22 protein-coding genes are annotated in these 22,261 nt (G+C 40.7%); 2 read left to right on the forward strand and 20 right to left on the reverse strand.

Going from position 1 to position 22,261, the window contains the following annotated elements:
- Nucleotides 1-179: 179 nt before the first annotated feature.
- Nucleotides 180-644 carry a DinB family protein gene (locus O0550_RS05370; protein ID WP_003340265.1) on the reverse strand — a complete coding sequence of 155 codons (465 nt, stop codon included), beginning with the start codon at nt 642-644 and terminating at the stop codon, nt 180-182.
- Between the two features lie 239 nt (nt 645-883).
- On the opposite strand from O0550_RS05370, the gene O0550_RS05375 reads away from it, so the two are divergent.
- Nucleotides 884-1,435: a helix-turn-helix domain-containing protein gene (locus O0550_RS05375; RefSeq protein ID WP_003340267.1), complete on the forward strand. Its 552-nt coding sequence runs from the start codon at nt 884-886 to the stop codon at nt 1,433-1,435.
- A 65-nt stretch (nt 1,436-1,500) separates the two neighbouring features.
- Nucleotides 1,501-2,187, forward strand: a complete 687-nt coding sequence (locus tag O0550_RS05380; RefSeq protein WP_396125697.1) for a M24 family metallopeptidase — start codon at nt 1,501-1,503, stop codon at nt 2,185-2,187.
- Between the two features lie 166 nt (nt 2,188-2,353).
- On the opposite strand, the gene sucD is transcribed toward O0550_RS05380, so the two are convergent.
- The 19 genes from sucD to eutA form a co-directional block, all read right to left on the reverse strand.
- Nucleotides 2,354-3,256, reverse strand: coding sequence for a succinate--CoA ligase subunit alpha (gene sucD / locus O0550_RS05385; RefSeq protein ID WP_003336193.1), 903 nt, complete (start codon nt 3,254-3,256; stop codon nt 2,354-2,356).
- Nucleotides 3,257-3,276: 20 nt separating this feature from the next.
- A complete protein-coding gene (gene sucC / locus O0550_RS05390; protein WP_003336192.1) occupies nt 3,277-4,437 on the reverse strand; it encodes an ADP-forming succinate--CoA ligase subunit beta in 1,161 nt (386 codons plus the stop codon).
- Nucleotides 4,438-4,580: 143 nt separating this feature from the next.
- Nucleotides 4,581-5,822, reverse strand: a complete 1,242-nt coding sequence (gene odhB, locus O0550_RS05395; protein WP_003340271.1) for a 2-oxoglutarate dehydrogenase complex dihydrolipoyllysine-residue succinyltransferase — start codon at nt 5,820-5,822, stop codon at nt 4,581-4,583.
- 5 nt (nt 5,823-5,827) lie between these two features.
- Nucleotides 5,828-8,674, reverse strand: a complete 2,847-nt coding sequence (locus O0550_RS05400; RefSeq protein WP_258425774.1) for a 2-oxoglutarate dehydrogenase E1 component — start codon at nt 8,672-8,674, stop codon at nt 5,828-5,830.
- Between the two features lie 165 nt (nt 8,675-8,839).
- Entirely contained in the window at nt 8,840-10,300 is a 1,461-nt protein-coding gene (locus O0550_RS05405) for a DASS family sodium-coupled anion symporter (RefSeq protein WP_003336189.1), read from the reverse strand.
- Nucleotides 10,301-10,555: 255 nt separating this feature from the next.
- Nucleotides 10,556-11,029, reverse strand: a complete 474-nt coding sequence (locus O0550_RS05410) for a cupin domain-containing protein (RefSeq protein WP_003336187.1) — start codon at nt 11,027-11,029, stop codon at nt 10,556-10,558.
- Nucleotide 11,030: 1 nt separating this feature from the next.
- Nucleotides 11,031-12,146: an ethanolamine utilization protein EutH gene (gene eutH, locus O0550_RS05415; protein WP_003336186.1), complete on the reverse strand. Its 1,116-nt coding sequence runs from the start codon at nt 12,144-12,146 to the stop codon at nt 11,031-11,033.
- A gap of 18 nt (nt 12,147-12,164) precedes the next feature.
- Entirely contained in the window at nt 12,165-12,710 is a 546-nt protein-coding gene (locus O0550_RS05420) for a BMC domain-containing protein (protein ID WP_003336185.1), read from the reverse strand.
- On the reverse strand, nt 12,703-12,975 hold the full coding sequence (locus O0550_RS05425) for a EutN/CcmL family microcompartment protein (RefSeq protein ID WP_003336184.1): 273 nt from the start codon (nt 12,973-12,975) through the stop codon (nt 12,703-12,705). Before O0550_RS05425 ends, O0550_RS05420 begins: the two co-directional genes overlap by 8 nt.
- Nucleotides 12,976-12,987: 12 nt before the next feature.
- Nucleotides 12,988-13,668, reverse strand: a complete 681-nt coding sequence (locus O0550_RS05430; protein ID WP_258425775.1) for an ethanolamine utilization protein — start codon at nt 13,666-13,668, stop codon at nt 12,988-12,990.
- A 12-nt stretch (nt 13,669-13,680) separates the two neighbouring features.
- Nucleotides 13,681-14,316 carry an ethanolamine utilization phosphate acetyltransferase EutD gene (eutD, locus tag O0550_RS05435; protein ID WP_003336182.1) on the reverse strand — a complete coding sequence of 212 codons (636 nt, stop codon included), beginning with the start codon at nt 14,314-14,316 and terminating at the stop codon, nt 13,681-13,683.
- A gap of 10 nt (nt 14,317-14,326) precedes the next feature.
- Nucleotides 14,327-15,094 carry an ethanolamine utilization cobalamin adenosyltransferase gene (locus tag O0550_RS05440; RefSeq protein ID WP_003336181.1) on the reverse strand — a complete coding sequence of 256 codons (768 nt, stop codon included), beginning with the start codon at nt 15,092-15,094 and terminating at the stop codon, nt 14,327-14,329.
- Between the two features lie 117 nt (nt 15,095-15,211).
- The gene (gene pduA, locus O0550_RS05445; RefSeq protein WP_003336180.1) at nt 15,212-15,496 is read right to left on the reverse strand and encodes a propanediol utilization microcompartment protein PduA; all 285 of its coding nucleotides are present in this window, start codon (nt 15,494-15,496) and stop codon (nt 15,212-15,214) included.
- Between the two features lie 114 nt (nt 15,497-15,610).
- The gene (locus O0550_RS05450) at nt 15,611-17,077 is read right to left on the reverse strand and encodes an acetaldehyde dehydrogenase (acetylating) (RefSeq protein ID WP_003336179.1); all 1,467 of its coding nucleotides are present in this window, start codon (nt 17,075-17,077) and stop codon (nt 15,611-15,613) included.
- 3 nt (nt 17,078-17,080) lie between these two features.
- Entirely contained in the window at nt 17,081-17,764 is a 684-nt protein-coding gene (locus O0550_RS24365) for a BMC domain-containing protein (protein ID WP_276564922.1), read from the reverse strand.
- Nucleotides 17,765-17,774: 10 nt separating this feature from the next.
- Nucleotides 17,775-18,428 (reverse strand): ethanolamine utilization microcompartment protein EutL, encoded by a 654-nt coding sequence (gene eutL / locus O0550_RS05460; RefSeq protein WP_003336176.1) that lies wholly within the window; start codon nt 18,426-18,428, stop codon nt 17,775-17,777.
- 17 nt (nt 18,429-18,445) lie between these two features.
- Nucleotides 18,446-19,219, reverse strand: a complete 774-nt coding sequence (gene eutC / locus O0550_RS05465; protein ID WP_396125742.1) for an ethanolamine ammonia-lyase subunit EutC — start codon at nt 19,217-19,219, stop codon at nt 18,446-18,448.
- 171 nt (nt 19,220-19,390) lie between these two features.
- Nucleotides 19,391-20,755 carry an ethanolamine ammonia-lyase subunit EutB gene (locus tag O0550_RS05470; protein WP_003336173.1) on the reverse strand — a complete coding sequence of 455 codons (1,365 nt, stop codon included), beginning with the start codon at nt 20,753-20,755 and terminating at the stop codon, nt 19,391-19,393.
- 29 nt (nt 20,756-20,784) lie between these two features.
- The gene (eutA, locus tag O0550_RS05475) at nt 20,785-22,215 is read right to left on the reverse strand and encodes an ethanolamine ammonia-lyase reactivating factor EutA (protein ID WP_003336172.1); all 1,431 of its coding nucleotides are present in this window, start codon (nt 22,213-22,215) and stop codon (nt 20,785-20,787) included.
- Between the last annotated feature and the right edge of the window lie 46 nt (nt 22,216-22,261).

A 22,261-nucleotide genomic window follows, 5' to 3' on the forward strand; every position in this document is an offset into this window, starting at 1 on the left:
ATGATAACGACAGCTCTAATGTATTTACTTTTTTACCATTTAGTTATCAGCTCTCTATCATCGTACCTTTTTGATGGCGAGACTGTTGTGAAAATGACAGTAACTCTCCTTCAAAAAGGTCCTCTCGTCTTCTCGCCTCTCTGACTGTAGACAGTAATAAACCAGAACAATACTTCTCTCTACTCTATGTATATCCGTCCTAAAAAGCTTGCAGAGACTGGTTGTTTATGTAGTTCCCTCGCCCAAACAGATAATTGACCAATATGATGAATTTCATGAGCAATAACATGGTGTAAAATTTCTCTTACTGTAAACCTTCCTTGATCCCATGGAACTATTACTATGGTGTTTAGTAAAACATGTACATCTGTCTTCAAAAATCCCTCATGTACTCTACAACATGTATCAGAGAGGGATTTCACTTTTTCTATGGTATGATAGTCCTCACATTGCAAAGCAACATCCTGTTCTCCCCGGATGGCCAGAATCCAACTATATTCCACATCAATCATATGTAAAAGCGTATTTAGTATATTGTCTACGCCCCCAACTTGGTTCATCATCAGCTCTTCTGTAGTCAGTTGCTTGCACCATTCTAACCATTCATCTCTAACCTGCCAATTATACTGAAAAAATGCAAACATGAAAATCACTCCTTCACTAGAATGGAAATACAGATGTATCACGTCACCAAAACCAAACAAACGTTCCTTTACTATAAAATGAGTATTCACACAAAACAAACAAATAATTGTCAATTTTCATTACTAACCGAACATATTTTACTGAATCTTCAAAATAAAAACCGGATTATTTTTTTGTATTGCTGTAATATGTTTTTACACTACAAAAATTGCATTTTCTACATTTTAGAGGTGATGATTTGGAGAGTATATATGAGAAAATGAGAAGCATTCGCTTACAAAAGGGATTAACGCTTAAAGATCTGAGCGAAAAGTCAGGTTTCTCGATCAGTTTTTTATCACAAGTAGAGAGAGGCAACAGTTCGCTCGCTATTACCTCCCTTCAAAAAATTGCAGAGAGTTTACAGGTTCCGATTACTTATTTTTTTGAATCTCAAAAAGCTAACAAATATGCCACACGCGTTAAAGATCGACATCCGTTTCGAATAGAAGGATCTCCTAGTATCTATACCCGATTAGGTGGAGATTTTCCTGAGAGAACGATGGAGCCCCTGCTAACGATATTGCCTCCCGGTCAAACCCGCCATGTCAGTTTTCACCATGCTGGAGAAGAATTTTACTACGTCCTAGAAGGAACCATGACCATTTGTGTTGACGAAACAGAGTATATCCTCAAAAAAGGCGACGCAATCCACTTCCCTTCCACATTAGAACACACTTGGTTCAATCCATCAGATAACGAAGAGACCCATGTCCTATCAGTCCTAACCCCAGTTATTTTTAAAAGCTAACACCCTACAATCATGTAAATCCAGCTTGTCATGTTTATCACAATTCAAGAAAGAATGGTGATCTGATGAAATCAAGAATAGAGCATCTCTACCTCTATATGGAAAAAGAGGCAATCGACGTACTATTGATAACCCTTCCTAAAATTTCAGTAGGAAGCACAGAGCTGGACATTGTTGCTGAATTAGAATTTCAGACGAAAAAGCTAGGAGCCCAAGGACCGTCATTCTCCACCATCGTACTTGGCGGACAACGAACCGGACTGCCTCATGGCGACCCAACTAAGCACGCTATTCAGGAAGGAGAATTACTGCTAATTGATGCTGGGGTTTTTGTAGGTGGTTATGTTTCTGATTTAACAAGAACCTTTGCTGTTGGAAAAATAAATCATGTACTTACAGACATGTATGACACAGTCTTACGAGCTAATCTGCGAGCTATTGAAACTGTTCGTCCCTCTGTTCCTATCGCTAATGTTGATCTCGCAGCCCGTGAGATCATTGAAAATAAAGGATATGGAGAATATTTTATTAATCGTGTGGGTCATGGCATCGGATTAGAAATTCATGAATATCCTTCTGTTCACAGTAATGCCCAAGGTACTCTCCAAGAGGGGATGGTTTTTACAATCGAACCAGGAATCTATATTCCACGACTAGGCGGAGTGCGCATTGAGGATGATGTACTTGTTACAGCAAGCGGAGCTGAAGTGTTAACTACTTTCCCTAAGGAACTTATAACCCTTGAATGTTAGGAAAAGCTTAGCTCAGCACCCCCGCTTAATTCTCCTTCAGCAAAAAGGAGGTAGCATTGAATAGATCAATCGTTATTGACGTCAAATAAAAAGGATAGAGCATAGCCATTCATCAGCTCGCTCTATCCTTTTACAACCCCTAATCTATTAGCTTAGCTAGATACGATTAGTGAGTTTTGCACTTGTCATATAGGCCTTTTTCTTTTAATACGGAAATTAATAGCTCACCCATTACTGCTGGAGTCTCTGCTACCTTAATACCGCATTCGTTCATGACACGAATTTTTTCATCTGCTGTTCCTTTACCACCTGAGATGATAGCACCAGCATGTCCCATACGTTTTCCTGGAGGTGCTGTGCGACCACCGATAAAGCCTACTACTGGTTTAGTTGCATGCTCTTTTACCCAAAGAGCCGCTTCCTCTTCAGCTGTACCACCGATCTCACCGATCATAATGATCGCATATGTTTCCGGGTCTTCATTGAAAGCTTTTAGCACATCGATAAAGTTCGTGCCATTTACCGGGTCTCCACCAATTCCGACTGCTGTCGATTGACCGATACCTTCAACAGTTAATTGATGTACCGCTTCATATGTTAAAGTACCAGAACGGGATACGATTCCTACATGGCCTTTTTTATGAATGTAGCCAGGCATAATACCGATTTTGCACTCATCTGGAGTAATAACGCCTGGGCAGTTTGGACCTACTAGGCGAGTTTTCTTGCCTTCCATGTAGCGTTTTACTTTAACCATATCAAGAACTGGGATATGCTCAGTGATGCAAATAACCAAATCTAATTCAGCGTCAACTGCTTCTAGGATCGCATCTGCCGCAAAGCGGGCTGGTACATAAATAACGGATGCTGTTGCACCAGTGCTCTCAACTGCTTCTGACAAGGTGTTGAATACAGGTACGCCTTCTACCTCTGTACCACCTTTACCAGGAGTTACCCCACCTACGATTTTTGTTCCGTATTCCAACATTTGTTTTGTATGGAACAATGCTGTTGAACCTGTAATACCTTGGACGATTACCTTTGTATCTTTATTAATAAATACGCTCACTTATTTTTTCCCCCTAACCATTAACCCACGAGTGATACAATCTTTTGAGCGCCGTCTGCCATTGAATCAGCAGAGGTAATGTTTAAACCAGAGTCTTTTAGGATCTGTTTGCCCAATTCAACATTTGTACCTTCTAGACGAACAACCAATGGTACTTCAAGGCTTAGTTGTTTCGCCGCTTCAACTACACCAGTAGCAATAATGTCACACTTCATGATTCCACCAAAGATATTAACGAAGATTCCTTTTACATTTTTATCAGACAAAATGATTTTAAAGGCTTCCGTTACTTTCTCAGCAGTAGCACCGCCCCCTACATCTAGGAAGTTGGCAGGATCTCCACCAAAGTGTTTGATAATATCCATCGTAGCCATTGCTAGACCTGCACCATTTACCATGCAACCGATATTACCATCTAGGGAAATATAGCTTAGATCATATTTGGATGCTTCGATCTCTTTTGGATCTTCTTCTTCCAAATCTCTATAATCCATGATGTCTTTATGGCGGTATAGTGCATTGGAGTCAAAATTCAATTTTGCATCCAATGCCATTACGTTTCCATCACCTGTGACAACTAATGGATTGATTTCAGCGATAGAGCAATCTTTCTCAACAAAGGCAGTGTATAAAGCAGTCATAAACGCTGCAGCTTTATTGATCAGCTCTGTAGGAATATTGATGTTAAATGCTAGGCGTCTAGCTTGGAATGGTGTTAAACCAACTACCGGATCAATATATTCCTTAAAGATTTTTTCAGGCGTTGCGGCTGCTACCTCTTCGATCTCTGTGCCGCCTTCCTCGGAGCCCATCAAAACCACACGAGAAGTAGCTCTATCTAAAACTAGACCTAAATAATATTCTTTTTTAATATCGCAGCCTTCTTCAATTAAAAGGCGCTTAACTTCTTTACCCTCTGGACCTGTTTGATGAGTGACCAACGTTTTGCCCAGAATTTCGCTTGCGTAAGCTTTTACTTCATCTAGAGACTTCGCTACTTTTACGCCACCAGCTTTACCGCGTCCACCTGCGTGGATTTGAGCTTTTACTACACATACTTTTGTACCTAGTTCTTTTGCTGCTGCTACGGCCTCTTCAACTGTGAATGCTACTTTCCCGTTTGGAACAGTAACCCCATATTGTCGCAGAACCTCTTTTCCTTGATACTCATGAATGTTCATCGATTATCCTCCTGTTACCTGGTAGGAACCATTGTAATTCAACTATCTTGTACTGCTTCTTTATAATAAGGGCCTGCCCCTTCCTCCCACTTGCTTCACCGCGCTTAGGCAAAGAAGAGGCAGACCGTACTCACACCTAGATATTAGCCTTCAAGCAATAGTGACTCTGGATCTTCCAATAGATTTTTCACTGTTACTAAGAAGCCTACTGCTTCTCGACCGTCAACAATTCTGTGATCGTAGGAAAGTGCGATATACATCATCGGTCTGTTCTCCATACGGTCTTGATCAATCGCTACTGGACGAGTCTGGATTGTATGCATCCCCAGAATACCTACCTGTGGAGCATTTAGAATTGGGGTAGACAATAGTGAACCGAATACGCCACCGTTTGTAATCGTAAACGTTCCGCCTTGCAAGTCAGACAAGGCTAGTTTGTTTTCTCTTGCTTTTACAGCTAGATCGCCAATTCCTTTTTCAATTTCAGCAAAGCTCATACGATCTGCATCGCGAACGACTGGAACTACCAAGCCTTCTGGAGCAGACACAGCGATACCGATATCATAGAATTTTTTCATTACGATTTCATCGCCTTGAATCTCAGCGTTTAGAAGTGGGTATTTTTTCAACGCACCAATAACAGCTTTTGTAAAGAAGGACATAAAGCCAAGCTTTACATTATTTTTCTTTTCAAACGCATCTTTACGTTTGTTGCGTAGTGCCATGATCGCTGTCATATCTACTTCATTAAAAGTAGTAAGCATCGCTGCAGTTTGTTGTACCTCTACTAAGCGTTTTGCGATCGTCTGACGGCGGCGAGACATTCTTTGACGCTCAACTGGTTTAGCAGGGTTAACCTCTTCGGCCTGCGGTGCTGCTTTTGGAGCAGAAGCTGCTTGTTTTGGTGTAGCTACTTGCTGACTTGGGTCAAAAGTAGAAACATCTTGTTTGCGAACGCGACCTAACGGGTCCATTGTAGCCACTTCATTAAGATCAATGCCACGTTCTCTAGCATGCTTTCTAGCTGCTGGAGAAGCTACTACAGATTGTTTACTTTCTTCTTGAGTAACAGCCGGTTGCGCTTTTACTTCTGGCGCAGGTTGTGAAGTTGGCTTTGGTTTGCTTTCCGCTTTTGGTGTTGATGCTGCCCCAGCTTCATCAATAACTGCGATGGTTTCACCCACTTTAACGGTGTCACCCTCTTCTTTTAATACTTGCGTTAACACACCTTCATTTTCAGCGATAATTTCCACGTTTACTTTATCGGTTTCCAATTCAAGTAGGATATCCCCCATGGCTACTGCTTCACCTTGCTGTTTTAGCCATTTACCTACTGTTCCCTCTGAAATGGATTCTGCTAATTCTGGTACTTTTACCTCTGCCATCTCTATCACACCCTTACCAAGTTTCTAGTAACACTCTGTGCAAGAATACGTTGTTGTTCTTTTTTATGAGCAACTGGATCTCCTTCTGACGGACTTGAGCGTCTCATGCGTCCGTTGTAGGATACATTTACTCCTTTTGGTGCTAGTGCTTTTAAACGTGGTTCAACAAAAGTCCATGCTCCCATGTTTCTTGGTTCTTCCTGTGTCCAGACAATTTCACGCAGGTTTTTGTATTTACGAATAATCTCGTTGATTTTTTCTGTTGGGAACGGATATAGTTCCTCAACTCGAACAATTTGCAACCAATCAAATTTTCCGACGTCCGCTACCTGATCGGACAAATCAACAGCCATTCTTCCTGTGCAGAATACGAGGCGCTCTACGGCTTCAGGTTTTTGTCCCAAATCTGGCTGCTCGATAACCGTTTTAAACTCCCCATTGGTAAATTCATCAATAGCTGATCCCGCAGAAGGATTACGTAGCAAGCTCTTCGGTGACATAATCACCAATGGTCTTACTTCGTCTTTGTTTAACATGGCAGCCTGTCTTCTTAAGATATGGAAATACTGAGCAGAAGAAGAAAGATTAGCTACTGTCCAGTTGTTTTCCGCTGAAAGCTGTAAGAAACGTTCCAGTCTCGCACTGGAGTGTTCTGGTCCCTGACCTTCATATCCATGTGGTAGTAGCATCACAAGACCTGATTTCTGACCCCATTTTGCACGACCTGCTGAAATATATTGGTCAAATATTACTTGTGCCGTATTGGCGAAATCCCCGAACTGTGCTTCCCACATGACGAGCGTTTCAGGAGCAAAAACATTATAACCATATTCGAATCCGAGTACGGCGTATTCAGACAATGGACTGTTGCGCACCTCAAAAGAAGCTTTTGCTCGTGGCAATCTGTGCAATGGAGAATACGTTTCACCCGTCTTAGAATCATGCAGTACTAGGTTGCGGTGAGAGAACGTACCACGCTCAGAATCTTGACCGCTTAAACGGATAGGTGTTCCGTCTTCTAATATAGTAGAGAATGCCAGAACTTCTGCATGTGCCCAATCAATCTTCGAGTTATCTGTGAAGACCTGCTGACGACGGGATAAGATTTTTTCTAGTTTATCAAAGACATGGAAACCCTCAGGCCATTTTAATAAATCCGCGTTAATCTCTGTCAGCTTTTTCAAATCAACAGAAGTTTTAACCTTTGGATAACCAATTTTGACCGCATCTGGAAGATCGGGAATCAAGCCAGAGTCATCATGTGCTTTGTTTACTTTCTCATAAGCTTTTACAAATGCTTGTTTAACCGTTTCTTCGATCGCTTCAATTTGCTCTTTTGACAGCTCGTTTCTTTCGGTTAAACGATCTTTGTAAATTTGAGTAATCGTTGGATGTTTACGAACCACGATGTAGGTCATTGGATTTGTCGCCATTGGTTCATCCATTTCGTTATGGCCAAGACGTCTATAACCTATTAGGTCAATTAGTACATCTTTATAAAATTTACTACGATATTCGAAGGCTAATTTTGCGGCGGCAATGCATGCTTCAGGATCATCTGCATTCACATGAATAATGGGAATCCCGTATCCTTTGGCAAGATCGCTCGCATATCTGGTGGATCTGGAATCTTCACTTTCCGTGGTGAAACCAACACGGTTGTTAGCGATGATGTGTACGGTTCCTCCTGTTTTATAGCCTTTGATACCGGAGTAGTTCAGCGTCTCTGCAACTACACCTTGACCTGGGAAGGCAGCGTCACCGTGAACAAGAATAGACATCGCTTTGTATTCATCCTGTTTTGGATAGCCCGCTTGAGAGCGATCATCCTGAGCTGCTCTTGTGTAGCCCTGTACGATAGAACCTGACACTTCCAAGTGACTTGGATTGTGCGCCATCGTGATGCGTGTGGTTTTATCGCCATTCTTAATCTCTTTAACTGCTCCAAAGTGATACTTAACATCACCTGTCCAGCCGACATGAGCTTCTTGGGCCTTGTCCAGCTTTTCTTTTGGTGAATGCTGGAATTGACTAAAAATATCTTCGTAAGGTTTGCCCAGCACGTGAGTTAGTACGTTTAAACGACCACGATGTGCCATTGAGATAGTTACATCGCTTGTTCCCGCTTGAACGGAGTGCTCCACGAGCTCATCAATGACAGGTACTAGGACATCCAAACCTTCTACGGAGAAGCGTTTGGCCCCTACAAACTGCTTGTGTAGAAACTTTTCAAAACCTTCTACCTCATTCAATCTTTTTAAAAGATCAGTCTTTTTCTGCAAAGAGAGTTCCTTCGTTACTTCGCCAGACTCAATCATACTTTGAATCCAAGCTTTTTCTTCTGCCTCATCCACATGTTGAATTTCAAAGGCAATATTGCTAGTGTACGTTCCTTTCAAATACTGGATCGCTTCCCAGCCATTAGCGAAACGTTCCGGCTGATGCTTGCAAATGAATTCAGCTGGAATATCTCGAAGATCAGCCTCGGTCAAACCATATTGATCCAGATTTAACAAATCCGCTTGTGGAGCTTGAGCTTCCAAAGGATACAGATTAGCACCTAAGTGTCCAAACCCACGGATGGTATCTGCCAACTGAAGAGCAGCAACGAATTTCTTCATTTTTGCAAATGGTAGCGTTCTTGGTGTGGAGCTTTCAGGTGTCATTTCCTGACCATGAAGATCATTTTCTGGAAGGACCGGCGATCCCCAATTATCAAACAATTTTCGTAAGTCTGCAGGTACTTCTTCCGGATTTTCCATATAGATCTCATACTGCTCAAACACATAACCAAGATTCGGTCCATAAAATTCTGCCCAAGGGCTAGCTGGCAGTTTGTTATTCATACTCATTTGTAACCCTCCTACAGTCTTGTTGTGATCATGACCTGCACGAAATTGAGGTTTGTTGATCTCCTTTTATTTCAATTAAACTCCCAATTGGATGAAAATACCTAATCGAAGCGGTTTCAAATAGAAGGAGATCAATCCCATTAAACAATTTAAACCTTTTGCGTCCTAAAGTAAACCCATCCACTGCCAATAAGTCATACTAAATGCAATTATGAGAATAAAGCCCGCTATTGTAAGAGGTACACCCGACTTCACAAAGTCGCTGGTCGTAAAGGAACCTGTACCGTAAGCAAGCATATTTTGCGGTGCACTTACTGGTAAAAGGAAGCCAAAACTAATGACAAATTGCTGGATTAAGACCATACCAGGCTTGTTAAACGTAGGCTCCATTGCGGTTACCAATGCAATAACAATTGGAATAAACGCAGATGCCAAGCTTGTTGCACTAGCAAACCCGAGGTGAATCAAAATGTTAAATAATGTTAATATGATAATAACAGTAATTACTGGCATAGCAGTTAAACCCATTGATTCAAACAATCCTTTGGAAATCCACTGAGCTCCCTCTGTTTTTAATAAGAGGTTCCCTAGAGACATTCCGACCGCAAATACAATTAGCGTTCCCCATCCTACTTTTTGCTCTACCTGCTTCCAAGTATACACCCCAATGACAGGGCATAAAAGGATGGCAACAGCCGCAAGTGTAATTGTAGTGGAATCCAATGCATGCAAGACTCCCTCAGTAGACCAAAGGAACAATAGAAGCAAGGAAACTATCATTAAACGCCACTCTTTTGGGGTTAGCTTCCCTAGCTCAGCCAATTGTTTTTTGATTAACTCTCGGCCGTTTGGTATTTCACTAAGCTCTGGTTTGATTAATTTTGTCATCACAAAATATAGAATGACAGACATGATAACAGCCCATGGAGCTGCATAAATGAACCATTCTCCCCAGGAAATATGGTAATTGAAAGCGGTTTCCATGAATCCCAAGGCAACCATATTCTGCGCTGCAGCCGTTTTAATCCCAATGTTCCATATGGAAATGGATTGGACGGTTGTAATCATCAGCAAGGCAGAAAGACGGCTATTCTTTTCAAGACCAAAAGCAGCTACCATTCCCATTAGGATTGGAATAATAGCACCTGCTCTAGCTGTTGCACTAGGCACAAACAAAGCAAGTACAATGCTTACAAGAATAGTTCCGAGTACGATATTGTTTGATTTGGACCCTACTTTTGATAGTACCAATAGAGCAATACGCTTATGCAATCCGGTAATTTCCATCGCTACAGCAAGGAACAATGCACCGGCCACTAACGCAACTGCTGAATTACTAAAACCTCCCAGCGCCATAGTAAGCGCTTTCTTTGTTGTGTACACGACATTTGGGTCTTCAACTGTTGGCGAAAATCCGATTAAAACAGCAATAAGCCCAACGATTAAAGCCGCACTAACCGGATATGTAACCGCTTCCGTAACCCATAAAATAACGGCGAATGCAAGGATTGCTAGTGTTCTTTGACCAGCAAGTGGTAAGCTTTCTGGTGTTGGGAGTAACAGAATAATAACCAGTACAGCTAGTGCGATGCTTAACGAGATGATATTCTTTCGACTAAAGCTCACTATAATACCCCCCTTGTCTAGTTATAGTGTAACCAAGTTGTTACACTATAAATTATAACGAATAAAAGAATAGACAGGATGGTTTTATAATTTACTTTATTGTTTTATTATTTACTAAATTTAATTATATATGAATTATACGGTATTTCCATACCTGTAAATAAATAAAAGGCCGTCGAATTTACTCGACAACCTAATTATCAACTCAAATTTATTTTTGTAATGTTATTAATGTGTATTTCACACATTTTCGATTTATTTTTGAGTTGCCCAATCTGCTGGATAAGTTACATACATAAAGCGAGCAAACTCAGGCACAGAGAATTGGATTTTAGTTCCTTTTGGAATTAAAATGATTTCTCCAGCTTTTGCACTAACTTTGCGGCCATCAATGATGATTTCCAAGTACCCTTCTATTACATAATCAATTTCATCATAATTAAGGGTCCAATCAAAGGTTGTCTCTTTCATTTCCATAATTCCACAACCTAAGCGTGGGCTTTCTTCTAATGAAAATAGATCCTTGCAATATACGATATCTTCTTTATTGCCAGTATCCAAACGGTCTGTTTCTGCTACACGTACAACTTGCAAAGGTATAGAGGTAACACCACTACTATCCCGATGTTTTGGGAATTCTTCAGGAGCTGATGCTGTGCTAGCTCCTACTTTTTCAGTAATGATTTTACGGACAATTTCTTCAATGGCTTTAATATCTAAGTTTTCCATTTTACGCAACCTCCGTTTTCTTATCTTTATCTTTTTTTCCTTCAATCATCTTTTTAGAAATGAAGATCGCTACAAAGATTGCTGTAATACCACCGACTAGTTTACCTACAATCATCGGGAAGATCATATCTTTTGCAACACCTGCTGTGAATCCTAAATGGTCACCAAGAACAAATCCTGCTGATACAGCGAAGGCAACGTTAATAATTTTACCTCTATCATCCATATCTTTCATCATTCCAAACATCGGAATGTTATTAGCAAGAGTAGCAACCATACCTGCTGCTGCAACTTCGTTCATTCCAAGTACTTTACCCAATTTAAGCAATGGCTTCTTAAACACCTTTGTAATAACAAATACCATACAGAACGCTCCTGCTAAGACAATGGAAATGTCTCCAACAATCTTAATACCTTCTGAGATAGGAGCTAGTCCTGGAATAATAGTCAGACCCACTAGTTGTTCAATGATGCCAGCTGCTAATGCAAGCGTTGCCACAATAACGATGAATTGGCCAAAGATTGTAAAGCCTTTGATCATTCCATTCGGGAATTTCACTAATCCTAGTACAATAAGAGCCGCAAAAATGAGAATTGGCACTAGATTGGTTAAAATCATGCCAATTGAATAACCAGCAACTAGTCCACCAGCAATACACCCAATCGGAATTGTAATAATTCCTGATAGAACACCTGTTGCTAAGAACTTGTGATCTTCTTTACGAATAATACCTAGAGCAACTGGAATCGTAAAAACGATCGTTGGCCCTAACATAGCACCTAAAATAACCCCTGCAAACATTCCTGCTTCTGGATCTTTCGCTAGTTCTTGCGCTAATGCAAAGCCACCCATATCATTTGCTAAAATCGTAGTAGCAAACATTGCTGGGTCTGCTCCTAGTGCATTAAATACAGGTACAACAATAGGACTAAGCACTTTGGCTAATACAGGAGACAAAGAGATAATACCTACCATGGCTAGTGTTAAGGAACCCATTGCCATAATACCCTCTTCGAATTGTTGACTTAAGCCAAATTTATTCCCAATACACTTATCAATCGCACCCAAAACCATAAAAATGACCATTAAGTAAATAATGATTTCATTTATTCCCATACATGACTTCCTCCGCTCTTACCGAAACTGTTTTTTGATCTCTTCACTTGGTGATGGCATAACGGTATAATGAACGATTCGCTTCTGATCGATGGATGAAACAGCTATATCCATCGCTTGTTCAACATCGCTTACACTTCCAGTAATGACAGCAAGTAGCTTGCCTCCGATACCCATACCTAGGTTGATTCTTTTCAAGAAGGTATGGGCACCTTTTAAGGCAAGGTTTATCGCGTAAATACCAGATGAGACGTTGGATGTTTCGAAAATTCCAATGGCATTTATAGGCTCAGTTGAGTAGCTTTTTTTCAAACCATTAACGATGTCGTTATGAACACCATTTAGAATAAATTCACTCACAAGAAAATCCTTTGAGACCTTTTTGGCAATCTCCATGGACTCTTGTACATTTGCAGTATCACCACTAACAATGATCAGAAATTTACCCGGGCAAATGGAACGCATATGATGGATATCCACAGTGGATTTTTTTAGCATGAAGTCAGCCGTCTCATATCCCTTACTTATACTTCTTAATTCTAGGATGCCAATAGAACTACTCATCGTTCATCTCCAGAGAATCTACAATACCCACGATAACTGCATCAATAGGTACGTTTTGATCTTTCATGGAGCTTCTTGCTGCGCTGCCTTTCGTTACGAGAACGGTGTCGCCTATGCCCGCACCGGCATGATCCGCCGCAACAAAGCATTCCTTGGAAGTATTTTCATCATATGAATGTGGTTTAACTACTAGAAACGTTAAACCATTTAGCTTTTCATCTTTTCGCGTAGCCCAAAGACTGCCGACAACTTCTCCAACAATCATACGTTCACCCCGTTATTTTCTCCGTACTTGTATCTGCTGCATTTTGATATAATCTTTTGCCAGTGGTGTAATAATGCTGTTTTTGTTCACGATGATTTGATTCACGCGACGCAGATGAAATTTCTTTAAATCAGACTCTGTAATCAGCTTCTTAGAAAGAACTTCCTGAATTACTTCTTCTCGTTCAATCTCGATCTCTTGCTTAGTACTTACAACCTCTGGGTTATGTTCCTTGTCATCCATTTTGAGTAAGTCAGATACTTGAACCATTTGAATGCCAAAACTTTTGATTTTCTCTTCAAACGCCTCGTATTGCTTAAACAACACCGGGTTTGCCGTCTGTTTATATTTTTTATAAACCATGGAATTTTCTAAAGCGACTACTTTTTTACCTTTTAAAAGCATGGTTAAAATAAAACGTTCACGACTTCCCGCACTGATGCCATTTGCCAAATTTCCCAGTAGCTGTATGCAAATAGTCGGGATGATAACGAGATCGCAATCCCTCGCCTGCTCATCGTAATATTGAAAATCGTAGCGTGATTCGATTTGTGCTTCAATTTCAGGGTGTGCTTGGTTGTCCATAATGATTGCTTTTTGCCGCTTGATTGGCTGTTCCTGCAAAAGCTTCATACCTTGGAGCTTTTTATATACCTCGTTTGTAACCGCTTCGACTAAAGCTTCTATGTTCATTTTTTCACACTCCTAGGTACTTTTCTTCAAAATTTTCCCCATAGTACCTTTCGTAAATCCACACGCATTCGCTTCATCATAGTCAATATGCATGAATGTTGCATAAGAAGGACTTACACGAATCATTACATCATCGAAAATCAATGGTCTGTTGCTGAACACCTTAACTTGAACCGTTTCGCCATTGACAACATTATGTTTTTTCGCATCTTCAGGAGTCATATGAATATGGCGTTTTGCTACGATTAACCCTCTTTGCAATTGAACCATATTTGTCGCTGAGGCGATTACAATTCCTGGTGTTCCTTCTAGCTGTCCGCTCTCTTTGATAATTCCTTTTACACCTAGTGCAACAGAATCTGTTAAAGCAATCTCTACTTGCGTCTCTTTACGTTCAGGTCCAAGTACAACTACATTATGCAATGCACCTTTAGGACCAATTAGCGTAACCCGTTCCTTGCAAGCATATTGTCCAGGCTGAGACAAATCTTTCATCTTTGTCAGCTCATAGCCTGGGCCAAACAAAGTGTCAATGTCAGCTCTGCTCAAGTGAACATGTTTCCCAGATGCTTCAATAGGAACACACATTTCTTCATTAACACGTTTTACTACTTCATCTACAATGCTTTCAATCAGATCGTTTTTCATAGTTCTCTCCTCAAGCTTTGTATTTATCTAGACGAACGCGGAACATCAATATCCAAAATAAGGAGGAAAGGCGATTCAACGCTTGAATGATGTCTTCACGTTCCACACTTCCATGCTCTTGTTTAAATGCTTGATAAGCCAACAATTCCGTTTCTCTAGTGAAAGTACGCAATGAATTTAAGGCAATGACCATCTCACCCATTTCATAGCTCGGTTTAAAATGATCTAATCCGAAGTATTTCTTGGGATGATGCGATTGCTCTCTTATTTCATCAGATGTCATATCTAGCAATTGGATATTCGTTAGCCTCTCACCAAGAACTTCACAGCGCACAATATTTCGTACAAATAGAAGCACTTCTTCCAAGTCAACTGCCAGCTTTGGCAAACCTGCTCTTACTCCAGTGATTTGAGCTTCGAGAATGTTAGCTTCTAATGAATCTAGTTTTCCACGAAAAATGATGCGAGGATGGTCTTTATAGACAAGGAGATTTCCATATAAATGAGTCATATGCTCTGGCTTACTTTCAAGATATCCACCATAGATCGTTTCATAACGCATAGATGGCTTACTTGAAATTTCTGTTGGTGGCACAGGAGCATTCTGTTGTTGGGTTGCATTCTCATCATAGTAGCGAAGCTCTATCTGATGATCTGTTAAAAAACTTTTAGCAGAAGGCGTGAGAATGACGCCTTTTTTCACTTCAAAAACCTTGCTATCTTTAGCTTCTTGATTTTTAAAGTGTTTTCGCAAATCGCTTTCTGTGATAAGAGCCATATGTTCACATCCCTCGTCGGAAAAACTTCTCACAATGACTAGCCAAGAAGCTTACCTGACCCCAATATGGTAGATAGGGAGATGGATGCAAAAAGTTCTGCATCCATCCGACTATAATTATTCAGCTGTTTTAGGCAAGATTGCATCTACTTCAGTATGTGGTCTTGGAATTACATGTACAGATAGCAATTCTCCAACGCGTTCTGCTGCTGCTGCTCCAGCGTCTGTAGCCGCTTTAACTGCACCTACGTCTCCACGTACCATAACTGTTACTAGACCTGCACCGATTTGTTCTTTACCAATCAATGTAACGTTTGCTGCTTTTACCATTGCATCTGCTGCTTCAATAGCTCCAACTAGTCCTTTAGTTTCTACCATTCCCAATGCGTTTGCGTTTGCCATAATAAAATTCCTCCTAGAATCTTGTTAGATTTATGATTTTTAGAAAAGTACATATGATGTGCAACATGTTTATAAGTAAACTTGAACTAGCCAAGTTTATAGCGTAACGGGGTCTTACATTTCAGCTAAGATGCGTTTCACAATTAAGCTGATCAATTCTTCTTTATTAGTAGCTTCAAGAGTAGGTTCTTTTACTTCAGTTGCTCTTGTTCCTACAATATCTTCCAATTCCTTCAAACCATAACCTACGCGACGAATGTTAAGTAGGTTTAATGGACCAACGTTATCGGAAGTTGAGCTTCCTCCAACCGCTCCACAACCCAATGTTAATGCTGGGAATAGAGCTGTGCTTGCACCGATACCGCCTAGAGTACCTGGTGTATTAACAAGGATACGGGATACAGGCTGTTTCAAAGCGAATTCACGAACGATAGCTTCATTGTTTGTATGAACCATCATTGTGTGTCCAGCACCTTCGTTATTTAAGATCTCAACGCAACGATCTAATGCTGTTCTCCAGTTGTCTTCTGTGTAGAAAGCAAGGATTGGAGCCAATTTTTCACGAGAGTATGGAACTTTGCTTCCAACTTCTGTTTCTTCAGCGATTAGAACTCTAGTTGATTCTGGAACTTCTAGGTTAGCTAATTTCGCGATATGCTGAACGCTTTTTCCTACGATTTGAGGATTCATTGTGCCATTTGCACGCATGATGAATTTTCCAAGTTTTTGGCTCTCTTCTTTAGACAAGAAGTAAGCTCCTTGTTTTTTGAACTCTGCTACAATTGTCTCTTTGTTATCTCTTTCGACAACTACAGATTGTTCAGAAGCGCAAATCGTTCCGTTATCAAACGTTTTAGAATCCATGATACGTTTTACTGCTAAAGAAATGTTAGCACTTCTTTCAATGAATGCTGGTCCATTACCAGGTCCAACACCAATTGCTGGTGTACCAGAAGAGTAAGCTGCTTTTACCATAGCTGTACCGCCAGTGGCAAGGATCATAGCTGTATCATTGTGTTTCATCAATTGATCTGTTCCTTGGATAGTTGGTACAGTCATGCAGCTAATCGCGCCATCTGGGCAGCCTGCTTTTTTAGCAGCTTCACTGATGATTTTTACGGTTTCCAAGATACAACGTAGTGCATTTGGATGTGGGGAAAATACAATACTATTTCCCGCTTTAAGAGCGATCATTGCTTTATAGATAACGGTAGAAGTAGGATTTGTTGATGGAATAAGACCAGCTACAACACCTACAGGTACACCGATCTCCATTGTTTTCTTCTCTTTATCTTCATTCAAGATACCTACAGTTTTTAGGTCTTTAATCTCTTCATAAACATGCTTGGAAGCAAATGCGTTTTTAACAACTTTATCTTGCCAACGACCAAAGCCTGTTTCTTCGTTTGCCATTTTAGCTAACTTCTCACGATTCTCATAAGCAGCATCCGCAATTGCTTTTACAATGGAATCAATTTGAGCTTGTGTCATGGAAGCTAGTTTGGCTTGAGCTTCTTTTGCTTTTTTGATTAAAGTACGTACCTCTTGAATGGACATTAAGTCTTTATCTAGAACTTCCATTTTCTACTCCTTCTCTCCCTCATGTTGTTGGATCGCTTGGATAAGCTGATCCTTTTTGGCATACTTTACTTGCCCTTTTGTAATGTTTGTTAATTTTAACTTGTAAGCTATTTTTCTTAACTCCGCTAGTTTCATATCTTCTAGGCGTTTATCTTTCTTTTTGCTAGAAGAAACAAGGGAGGTAGCTTCTTCTAGTAGTTGCTCTTGGATTACCGCATGATGTAGATCTTGTTCTTCCGCTTGGGCATGATCCTTTGGCGTAACAGAGACTTCTTCAAGGTGATCAACAACAGGTGATGTCTCTGATACTTTTCCTCCAGTAATCACTTCAAGTGGAGTACTTTTGATGTCTTTTTCAGGTAATTCCTTAGGCGTAACCTTAGGTGCTTGTTTTGATGTTTGTTTTGGCAAATCAACAGCTACGATTTTAGCTGTTTCTTCATGTGGTCTTGCGATGACAAGACTATTAAAGAGACAGTTTAGTTGTCTGGCAGCAGCACTTCCCGCATCAACAGCAGCTTGTACCGCTCCGACATCGCCTTTGACTTTAACTGTAATCAAACCATCTTTTTTTAATCTTTCAAGACCAATCAATGTTACGTTTGCGGCTTTGAGAGCAGCGTCAGCAGCTTCCATTGCTCCCAAGAGTCCTTTTGTCTCTACAAGTCCTAATGCTTGATTTTTCATGGATTATCCCTTAGTAACTGGTAGGGTTGTCAGCCACAAATTGAACGGCTGCTGCAAATGCATCACATGCTGCTCTGCATGCAGATTGACTACCCGTTAGTAAAGCACCACCAAAGTTGGTTTCAGATGGAGGTCCAAAGAAAGCTCCAATGCTCACATCGGCTGCTTTGAGCGCTGCATCAAGTGCGTACATTGCTTCGAGAGGAGGGGCAATCAAATAGGCAATCGCTTCGCCCTCATTTATATTAGCTACTTGAGACAAATAGCTACCTGTACGGGAAACACAATGTGCGAAATACGTAATGGAGTTATCGTCATTAGCACCTACGAAATGTGCTGAGTCTTCGATATAGGTGATAGCAGCGCTAAGTCCACTTTTCACTTCCGCTGGGCTTGGACCTGCAATAATTCCAATTACCTCACCGGCTAATTTGGTAGATGCATTAGCTGATCCTGCATACATACTTTTTGCATAAACAACATCTACATCAGCTGCTTTGGTTGCTTCGTCCAATGCTGTATATGTCACATCATCAATATCAACTGTGATGATTCCCAAGCTTTTGTGATGTGGTTTTAATTCTAGCTTCTCAGCCATATCAGGACTCACGTTGGAGATCAACTTGGTTCCTAATACTTTTGCGTAGATAGGCTCGTTTCTCATCAGACTTCCTCCCTCTCCTACAATTTCAAATCGATACCAGAAGCTTTTTTCTCAATCATGGTTTTGATTAGCTCTGCAATATGAGCCCCAGCTTCTACTGCTGGTGTACCACCTTGGTGAATATTAGAGATAACTGTTCTTTTTGCTTCTGGCATACCAACTGTTGGCTTATAAGCAACATAAGCACTCATTGATTCTGCTGTAACTAGACCAGGTCTCTCCCCTACTAGCAGACATACAACATCTGCTCCGGTAATATCACCGATGACATCCATGGACGGTACACGGCAATGTTTTACGAATAAAATATTGCCCAATTCGATTCCATACATTTTTAAACCTTGAGTAATGGATGGTAAAATGTCTCGAAGATTAGCTTCAATTGCAGCAGAGCTTAATCCATCCCCTACAACCAATTGAACTTTCGCAAATTGTGTTGTGTTCTGTTTTACATATTGGATGGTTTCTGAAGATAGCTGACGGCCTAAATCTGGTCGAGTGATATATTCGTCTTTGTCTTTGCAAAGCGTTGCAATCGATACCAAATTCATTTCTTTTACAAATTCTTCAGGTACATAGGAGAAAACTGCATCCTGTGCCGCTGCATGGTCCGCACGAAAACGTAAGGAGGTAGATGTTTTGTAACGCGGGCCTGCTCTCCAAATCCCTAAACGAGCAGGAGTTCTTTCTTTCATTTTCAGATACCCTTCTCTATCCTCAGGGTCTGGAATTAAAAGCTGCCCTTTAATGTCGATCTCTGTGATGTCGTCTAGGCATTCATCACTGATCATAGATTCCTCTTGAAGTTGTTGAGCACTTGCTGCAATTGCTTGAGTAACCATTTCCTGTGATACTACTTCCTGTGTAGCTGCTGCCTCTTTTGGGCTGTCCATCATTTGAGATAGAATGCTTTCAATCATGGATTTTAGTTCTTTTTCGTTCACTGTTGTTTCCTCCTTTCTCTACTTTAAGAACACAGAAGCGTCTCCGGCTTTTTTCGTAAGTTTTCCATTTTCAATGAAGCCCATTTTTTCCATCCATTGTTCGAATTCTTTAATTGGAGTTAAGCCTAACAGCTCACGCAATGTTGCTGTATCATGGTATCCAGTCGTTTGATAGTTCAACATTACGTCGTCACCATGCGGGATACCCATGAAGAAGTTACATCCAGCAGCCGACAATAATACTGCTAAGTTTTCAATATCATTTTGGTCCGCTTTCATATGGTTGGTGTAACAAGCATCGCATCCCATTGGAATACCTGTTAATTTACCCATGAAGTGATCCTCAAGACCTGCGCGAATAACCTGTTTTGAGTTGTAGAGATATTCAGGTCCGATGAAGCCAACAACTGTATTTACAAGGAATGGACTAAACTTCTTAGCAAAACCATAGCAACGTGCTTCCATTGTTACTTGGTCCACTCCATGATGAGCTTCAGAAGACAATTCGGAACCTTGTCCAGTTTCAAAATACATTACGTTTGGACCAGTAGCTGTACCTTCATGCAAAGCTAGGTGTTGTGCTTCTGCAATTGTTGCCGCATTAAAACCAAATGCTTCGTTTCCTTTTTCAGAACCAGCGATTGATTGGAAAATCAAATCTGTAGGAGCACCCTGACGAATAGCATCCATTTGTGTCGTTACGTGAGCTAATACGCAAGTTTGGGTAGGAATTTCCCATTTTTGCTTGAACTCTTCAAATCTTTTTAAGACACGAGCAACGCTTTCAGTGGAGTCATCTACCGGGTTCAAACCAAGTACCGCATCACCAATACCGTAGGTTAAGCCTTCCATCAAGGATGCTGTAATACCGTCTGGATCATCAGTTGGATGGTTAGGCTGTAGACGAGCAGATAGCGTTCCTGCGCGACCAATTGTTGTATTCGCATGAGCAGTAATGCGGATCTTTTTTGCTCCGTAAATCAAGTCAAGGTTGGACATGATTTTTGCTACTGCTGCGATCATCTCAGAAGTCAAACCTCTGGAAATGCGTTTGATGTCAGATTCTTTTGTGTTCTCATTTAGAATCCACTCGCGCAATTCTTCAACTGTCCAGTTTTTAATTTCAGCGTAAATTTTTTCGTTCACTTGATCCTGAATGATACGTGTTACTTCATCCTTTTCATAAGGAACAACTGGATTGTTACGCAAATCTGCTAATGTTAGTTGGGCTAGAACAACCTTAGCAGCAACGCGTTCTTCAGCAGAAGTAGCAGCAACACCGGCTAATGTATCCCCAGATTTTACTTCATTCGCTTTTGCTAGAACTTCGATGATGGATGAAAATTGATACATCCGACCAAATAATTTCGTCTTTAAGATCACAAAAGCTCCTCCTCTCATTTGTACATCTCTTAGTTGAATACGAGTGTTTTGATCACTACAGGTAATACTTTTCCATCGGCAATTGGTTTCCCAATGTCAATGTAATCGCCATTGTCTACCTGAATACTATCGATGCACACAACATCTTTTTTGTAGTCGAGTAGTGCATACAGGGTTTGTCCTAGTACCTTCGCCATGTCATGGTGAACAATCACTATGAATGGATACTCTCTTTCAAGTAGCTCAGCCATCCCCTTTTGTATTCCTTTAGCGTATATCTGAATTTCGGGGAAGCTAGGATTCTTTTTCCCTTCAATGGCAATCGCTACTTTTTGTAGATCATTATCTACTTTGAACCACTCTAATTTTTCACGAATGGCCTGTGCTAGCTTCTCTTCGTCTCCCGATTCGTCCGCGTTCGAAACTTTTAGAATCGGTACGTTTTTAATCGGAAACGATTCATCTGTATAAGTGATCGTACTACCACTTATTTCAGTAGTATGAGAACCAGCACCAACAACTGTTGCGCGAATTGTCTCTACAGAATGAAAGACTTTCATTTGTGTCATCAGTGGAGAAGCAGCAATCGCTCTTCCTAGCAAAATGCCGATATCTCCGTAATGGAACACATCCTTCTCTTCATGCTGATAGATATAATCGGCTACGCCACCTGAAAAGGAAATGCATGAAATCGGTTTGTCTAGTTTTAAACCTCTATGAGTGAGAATCGTTTCATAGAAATCACTTTTTTCTTTTAGACCCACACTTTCTTCTAGTAGCCAAACCATTTCTTGGATGATTGGTTGCAACTTCTCTGGTGTAGCGGTTTGTCCTAGCTGTATGTCGTATCCTCTTTTTTGAATCAACATGTTGATTTTAGGTGCGATATAAATGATTTCATGAGTCACGGGATTTACCTTGATCAATCGTCCACCAATATCTAAACAACCCGTATCCTGTGATTCTCCGTGGGCAAATACCGCTAAATTACTAGTACCGCCACCAATGTCAATGTTAACAATTGAAGTAGAATGCTCCTTCGAATACGTATGTGCCCCTGCTCCTTTAGCAGCAATTAGGCTTTCAAGATCAGGACCAGCTGTTGCAACTACGAAATCACCAGCAAAGCCGCTTAAGGTAAGTAATACCTCGTTTGCATTCTCTTTTCGTGCCGTCTCACCGGTTATAATCACGGCGCCAGTTTGAATCTCTTCTTTTTTAATGCCAGCTTTTTCATACTGCTCCTGTACAAACAGCTTAATTTGTTGAACATCAATTCTGTTTGCAGAAAGCAATGGTGTGAAGCAAATATCACTTCGGTATACCACTTCTTTATCGGTGATGACGATACGTGGAACAGAAAACGTTGAGGCCAAGTTTTGAATATATAGCTTTGAAAACACTATTTGGGTTGTTGATGTTCCCATATCGATACCTACGCTTAGCAATTCCTCTTTCATTTTGTCACCCCCTATAGCTAGTAGAAAAAAGAAAAGAGGCTTAAAG

The organism is Brevibacillus halotolerans (assembly GCF_026891775.1).
In the GTDB taxonomy this organism is placed as follows: domain Bacteria; phylum Bacillota; class Bacilli; order Brevibacillales; family Brevibacillaceae; genus Brevibacillus_B; species Brevibacillus_B halotolerans.

Coding starts and splice junctions, on each gene's coding strand:
- O0550_RS05425 (WP_003336184.1), bottom strand. CDS start 12,975: ATGATTGTTGGAGAAGTTGTCGGCAGTCTTTGGGCTACGCGAAAAGAT.
- pduA (WP_003336180.1), bottom strand. CDS start 15,496: ATGGCAAACGCAAACGCATTGGGAATGGTAGAAACTAAAGGACTAGTT.
- O0550_RS05420 (WP_003336185.1), bottom strand. CDS start 12,710: ATGAGTAGTTCTATTGGCATCCTAGAATTAAGAAGTATAAGTAAGGGA.
- O0550_RS05380 (WP_396125697.1), top strand. CDS start 1,501: ATGAAATCAAGAATAGAGCATCTCTACCTCTATATGGAAAAAGAGGCA.
- eutL (WP_003336176.1), bottom strand. CDS start 18,428: ATGAGAAACGAGCCTATCTACGCAAAAGTATTAGGAACCAAGTTGATC.
- eutA (WP_003336172.1), bottom strand. CDS start 22,215: ATGAAAGAGGAATTGCTAAGCGTAGGTATCGATATGGGAACATCAACA.
- O0550_RS05370 (WP_003340265.1), bottom strand. CDS start 644: ATGTTTGCATTTTTTCAGTATAATTGGCAGGTTAGAGATGAATGGTTA.
- O0550_RS05450 (WP_003336179.1), bottom strand. CDS start 17,077: ATGGAAGTTCTAGATAAAGACTTAATGTCCATTCAAGAGGTACGTACT.
- eutH (WP_003336186.1), bottom strand. CDS start 12,146: ATGGGAATAAATGAAATCATTATTTACTTAATGGTCATTTTTATGGTT.
- odhB (WP_003340271.1), bottom strand. CDS start 5,822: ATGGCAGAGGTAAAAGTACCAGAATTAGCAGAATCCATTTCAGAGGGA.
- eutD (WP_003336182.1), bottom strand. CDS start 14,316: ATGAAAAACGATCTGATTGAAAGCATTGTAGATGAAGTAGTAAAACGT.
- O0550_RS05440 (WP_003336181.1), bottom strand. CDS start 15,094: ATGGCTCTTATCACAGAAAGCGATTTGCGAAAACACTTTAAAAATCAA.
- eutC (WP_396125742.1), bottom strand. CDS start 19,219: ATGATCAGTGATGAATGCCTAGACGACATCACAGAGATCGACATTAAA.
- O0550_RS24365 (WP_276564922.1), bottom strand. CDS start 17,764: ATGAAAAATCAAGCATTAGGACTTGTAGAGACAAAAGGACTCTTGGGA.
- O0550_RS05430 (WP_258425775.1), bottom strand. CDS start 13,668: ATGAACATAGAAGCTTTAGTCGAAGCGGTTACAAACGAGGTATATAAA.
- sucC (WP_003336192.1), bottom strand. CDS start 4,437: ATGAACATTCATGAGTATCAAGGAAAAGAGGTTCTGCGACAATATGGG.
- O0550_RS05400 (WP_258425774.1), bottom strand. CDS start 8,674: ATGAGTATGAATAACAAACTGCCAGCTAGCCCTTGGGCAGAATTTTAT.
- O0550_RS05410 (WP_003336187.1), bottom strand. CDS start 11,029: ATGGAAAACTTAGATATTAAAGCCATTGAAGAAATTGTCCGTAAAATC.